This is a genomic window from Bacillus cereus group sp. BceL291, from assembly GCF_051776705.1.
Taxonomy (GTDB): domain Bacteria; phylum Bacillota; class Bacilli; order Bacillales; family Bacillaceae_G; genus Bacillus_A; species Bacillus_A cereus.
The window spans coordinates 1-4,334 of record NZ_JBPWAP010000167.1 but is presented as its reverse complement, the minus strand read 5'-3'; the positions used below and the strand labels follow the sequence as shown (position 1 = coordinate 4,334).

The following is a 4,334-nucleotide window of genomic DNA, read 5'->3' as shown; positions in this document are numbered from 1 at the left end:
AGAGGATAAGTGGAGAGCCGTATACATGGAAACATGTACGTACGGTTCGGAGGGGAGCGTTTGAAAACCTATCACAGTAATGTGAAAAGGCGTTGGGCGCTTACCCTACGATTATGCTTTAAAAGCAGGTTATCAAACAGTGTTTATACAATTGTATGATGCTGCAGGGAAAGGTTCGGCTAGTCAGTGGGATAACGGAAAATTGTTAGCACAAAAACTTGAAGAAATATATAATTATTTCGGTAAAAAAGTTAATATTGTAGCGCATAGTAAAGGTGGTATTGATACACAAGCCGCATTAGTTGAATATGGTGCGAATCGATTTGTTGGAAATGTTATTACACTTGCTACACCGCATCACGGCTCAAATTTAGCAGATTTGTCATATAGTTGGTGGGCAGGTTGGCTTGCTTCTATATTAGGTCAAAAAGATGATGGTACGTATTCGTTACAAATAGGTGAAATGGCAAAGTTTCGTTCAATAATAGATAACAACCCAGCAGCTAAATTAAACCGTTACTATACGGCTACTGGAACTAGCTGGGGGCCAACATTTTCTGCATTATCTATGGGCGGGTTATATTTATCATCGTACGGTTCAAATGATGGACTAGTAAATGAATGGAGTGCGAAGCTATCGTACGGTACACATTTATTTACAGATTCCAGATTTGATCATGACAATATAAGAAAAGGATCAGCTGTTTTTGCACGAATTGAACCATATTTACGTACGACAAATGTGGGATTACCAGCTTTAGTAGCATCCAGCACTAGTTCAAATGAAGATCTAGAACAATTAAATACAACTTCAAATCAAAATATTTTAGGAGGCGAATTACCACAAAATCAGTGGATAGAGCAAAGTATTTCTGTTGATAAAAAGGCTGAAGGAATCGTTTCTGTACTAACTGCTTCTTCTGATGTAGAAGTACAAATGGTATCTCCAAAAGGAAAAATCTATGCAAATAAAGATAGCGCTATAACTACTGGTGAAGGCGAATCTTTCTTTAATAGGGCGACAATTAGAACATTTAAGTTTGATAAATTGGAAGTAGGCGAATGGAAAATCAAAATGATGGCGAAGCAGTCGAAAGATGCATATTTAGTTGTAAGCGATTACAAGGATGACGCACCATTTGTTCTTCGAATGCCTACAAAAGTTAAAATAAATAAACCTGAGTATAAACTGAAAAAATCACCTGTAGCACCTGAAATGAAAGGGGATCTTTCCATAACAGTAAGAGTCGTTAATAAAGAAGGTAAGTTAGTCTCTGAATTTAATGAATTACAAAATGTTAATACGAATACATTTACAGGTGCTTTGAAAGATATAAAACAACCGGGAGTATACAACGTTACGATGGATATAAAAGGGATGAATAAAGAAGGAAAACCATATAATCGTACGATTGTTAAGTCGGTTTATGTAGAGAAATAAGGAAGAATAAATAAGTATAATAAAAAGTGCAGAAATCTTGTGTTAGAAAGAATTCTGCACTTTTTTATGTGGGGAGAGATAATAAAAGTTGAAAAAACTGTTATTCAATAAAAAAAGATGCTGAAATAGCATCTGAATGTGAAGAAATAATTTTAACTTAGTTTTGTAACTGTTAATTCAACTGAATTTATACCATTGTCACAAGTTACAATACTTTGACGATTAAAACCACTATTATTTCTAAGTTGAAGAGTTGAATTAGCAGGCACTGTAACAATTGTTTCGCCAACGAGTTGAAGACATTCGTTATTTGATGAAGTATTCATTTGAATAGCGAAGTCACCTTGACTATTAGCAAGTGGATTGTTATTTAAAAATATAGTTATGACTGGGATATGTGGAAATACAGGATTTAAAGTAGTATTAATACTGGAAATGAACGAAACTCTATAATCACCAGCTTGTCTAAAGTGTATAGTAGTAGGATTTAGTAAGGAAACACCTCCTGCTAAAGGTCCAACGTGATTAAATGGAAAAGGATCGCCAAAAGGAACAGTTATAAATTCAGTTTGCCAAAAAGTTCCGTATGCAGGACAGCTTCGTTTATGTGAATGGTCACATGAACATTTTTTATTTGAACTGGAAGAAGATTTGCATGAGCATTTTTTATACGAGTTTGAAGAATGATAGTATGAACCCAAAATATTACCTCCTATTCTTAATAAATTTAAACCACATAGTAGTTTATGAAGATGAATCACAATTGGCGTGTATGCTTGTACTATAAAAGGAAATAGATTTGGAATATAAAGTGGTCAAATGATGAAGTGTAGTATTTGGGTATTACCTGTAACACCTTTTGAAGATGATAAGGTTTATAATTTGATAGAAAAATAAATGGAATTTCTAAATAGATTGAAGTAACGAGGAAACGTTTATCCCGCTATTTTCCGAGCAGTAAGACTCCCATCTCAAAATTCAGCGAAAGCAAAGAAGTTAGGTGGGGGATGAATTAAACCCCCACTCATTAAAATTTCACTTTACTATATTTATTTAGTCTGACAAAACAGAAATATTACCTTTAGCTGTATGGATGTTATCATTTGGTGAAGTTATAATATTTAGCTATATTTATATTAGGTTATTCAGTTTATTTTTTATTTGCGTAGCTGAGCAGGAAAAAGTCAGAAAATATAGAATAATATACATATGAAGCATCGTTTGTTTTTGGTGTGAATAGTAATTAAAGATACGCTAAAATATTTAAAATTGTAACGAAAGAGAGATTAAATAATAGAGGGAGCAACTTACATGGAAAATATATTAAAGGTATCTTCAAAATCAAGCCCAAATTCAGTCGCAGGTGCAATAGCAGGAGTACTAAGAACAAGTGGTAATGTGGAAATTCAAGCGATTGGGGCTGGAGCTATAAATCAAGCGATTAAAGCAATTGCGATTGCAAGAGGGTTCGTCGCTCCAAGTGGTATTGACTTAGCTTTTGTTCCAGCGTTTCAAGAGATTTCTATCAATAATGAAGAAAGAACAGCGATTAAATTAATTGTAGGCCCTAGAAAGAAAAGGTCTTAGTAGAAGAGAGCGTTACTATAAGGGAAAAAGGCCAATAGACTTCCCAGGTTAGATACGCTATTTTATGTAACCGATCTTTGGGTGTGGACACGGCATTATACCGGACTCATGTCTGTTAATTTCTCCTTAAATTTAGCGCGTGTTCTAGATACTTAAAAATGCCAAATCCTTTGTGATATAAGGGATTTGGCATTTTTGATGTTTTTAAAAATAAACAACCTTAAAACTGCTCATTTAGAAGATTTAGTTTTAGTAGCGGCCATTGAACGTTTTTATAATAGTTTACCTGATAAATGGTCTTTCTAATTCTTGCAGCTATAGACTGTTCGTGTTGGTATCTATTCAAGTCAATTTTATTACGCTCCATAACCTTTGTTTTAATTTGATTCAGTGTTCCTGCTCCATCTAGTTCGGTTAATATTGCTATAATTTCATCTAGCCATGAAGTGCTGTTGGACATACATATACCTCCTAATAAAACATGTGTACTTATTTTTATTTTAATCTTTTAAATTTATATATTCATATATTGATTCAATAAAATTAGCAAAATATAAATCTATTGATAATATTATTAAAGCGTTGAATGAGAGCTTTATTCTTTCTGAGGATGAGCAAGAGGAAGATATGTATCAGGCTAATATTGATTCGGATTTTAGTAAAGTAAAGATTGCAGAAGAAGAGAAACCGGAAAATCGAAAAAAAACTAAAATGGAATCTGGTAGGGAAGTATGGCCTCGTGATCCGAAAAAAGCTAAACAAGCTATTAAACAGGCAGAATTTAAATGTGAAATAGATGACACACATGAAACATTTGTATCGGAAGCCAGCCGAAAAAATTATATGGAGGCCCATCATCTAATACCGTTAAGAATGCAACATGATTTTGAAAATAGTTTAGATGTTGTTGGAAATATAGTTAGTATATGTCCGAACTGTCATAGGTTGATTCATTATGGAAGAGACAAAGATAAGAAAAAAGTTTTAGAACTTCTCTTTGAACAAAGAAAAGATTCTTTGAAGAAGTTCGGTATTGAGGTATCTCTCAAAGAGCTATTTGGATACTATGGAATTCTAAAATAAGAATATTCATAGCTATAGTGAAGGTAGAATGTTTCATACTTAAACATAGCTATTATTGTGATGGAAATTTAAATTTCGTCTTTTGAAAGTATCAATAATTTGTATTATTTTTATGTAAATGTCAAGATAAACATGTACATTTTCGCTTGTTTAAGCATGTACAAAATCAATCATTTTCTTTGCTAAAATGATCTTTAATTCGATAGGATTGTCCTACAATACT

At 33.0% G+C, this 4,334-nt stretch carries 4 protein-coding genes and 1 pseudogene; 3 read left to right on the top strand and 2 right to left on the bottom strand.

Features of this window, described 5'->3' with window-relative positions:
- Positions 1-106: 106 nt before the first annotated feature.
- A pseudogene (locus tag ACS2CR_RS33600) lies at positions 107-1,441 on the top strand (lipase family alpha/beta hydrolase); the annotation flags it as partial.
- A 152-nt stretch (positions 1,442-1,593) separates the two neighbouring features.
- Here the strand turns inward: ACS2CR_RS33600 and ACS2CR_RS33595 are convergent.
- A complete protein-coding gene (locus ACS2CR_RS33595) occupies positions 1,594-2,142 on the bottom strand; it encodes a hypothetical protein (RefSeq protein WP_000536153.1) in 549 nt (182 codons plus the stop codon).
- 610 nt (positions 2,143-2,752) lie between these two features.
- Here ACS2CR_RS33595 and ACS2CR_RS33590 point away from each other — a divergent pair.
- Complete coding sequence (locus tag ACS2CR_RS33590) at positions 2,753-3,028, top strand: stage V sporulation protein S (RefSeq protein WP_000427801.1); 276 nt, start codon at positions 2,753-2,755, stop codon at positions 3,026-3,028.
- Between the two features lie 220 nt (positions 3,029-3,248).
- Here ACS2CR_RS33590 and ACS2CR_RS33585 read toward each other — a convergent pair whose 3' ends face one another.
- Positions 3,249-3,488 carry a hypothetical protein gene (locus ACS2CR_RS33585; protein ID WP_000071989.1) on the bottom strand — a complete coding sequence of 80 codons (240 nt, stop codon included), beginning with the start codon at positions 3,486-3,488 and terminating at the stop codon, positions 3,249-3,251.
- Positions 3,489-3,655: 167 nt separating this feature from the next.
- Between ACS2CR_RS33585 and ACS2CR_RS33580 the strand changes: the two genes are divergently transcribed.
- Positions 3,656-4,111 carry an HNH endonuclease gene (locus ACS2CR_RS33580; protein ID WP_000283853.1) on the top strand — a complete coding sequence of 152 codons (456 nt, stop codon included), beginning with the start codon at positions 3,656-3,658 and terminating at the stop codon, positions 4,109-4,111.
- Positions 4,112-4,334: the final 223 nt, after the last annotated feature.